At 69.6% G+C, this 537-nt stretch carries 1 protein-coding gene; it reads right to left on the bottom strand.

Annotation, left to right across the window (positions count from 1 at the left end; translation table 11 throughout):
• Positions 1-298: Y-family DNA polymerase (locus AACY45_RS27770; protein ID WP_445261230.1), on the bottom strand; the 298-nt coding region annotated here is incomplete at its 3' end.
• Positions 299-537 lie beyond the last annotated feature (239 nt).

Raw genomic sequence — 537 nt, 5'->3', positions numbered from 1 at the left:
TCCGCGCCTCCCCGCCGAACAGATGCGCGGTGCCGCTGATATCGAGGAACAGCCCGTCTTCGCCCGACGGCATCACCACCGGGCACCAACGCCTGGCTGCAAGCATGGCGAGGCGCAGCAAGGCGGCGCGGTCGCCCTCCGGGTCGGCGGGGCGGATGTCGAGCCCGGGCACCAGCGCCCGCGCCTGCGTCACCGCCATGCCGGGCGCGAGCCCGAGCGCACGCGCGGCGGGGCAAGCGGCGGCGATGAGGAGCGCGTTGCCCGATTGGAGGCTGGTGATGACAGCCTTGTTCGTCACCCCGGCCCCGTGCCGGGGTCCACCCATCACCACATTGCGTCGTTCGAGGAGAGGAGTGGACCCCGGCACAAGGCCGGGGTGACGCATTGTTAGGACTGACACATGCCACTCTATCTCAACGACGATCAGACAGCGCTTCAGGACACGATCCGCGACTTCGTCGCCGACCATGCGCCGGTGACGCACATGCGCGCGCTACGCGACAGCAAGGACGCCACCGGATTCAGCCGCGACCTGTG

This window comes from Pseudomonas sp. RA_35y_Pfl2_P32, assembly GCF_963970735.1.
Taxonomy (GTDB): Bacteria; Pseudomonadota; Gammaproteobacteria; order Pseudomonadales; family Pseudomonadaceae; genus Aquipseudomonas.
The sequence above is the reverse complement of the archived record's forward strand: the minus strand, read 5'-3'. Positions and strand labels throughout refer to the sequence as shown.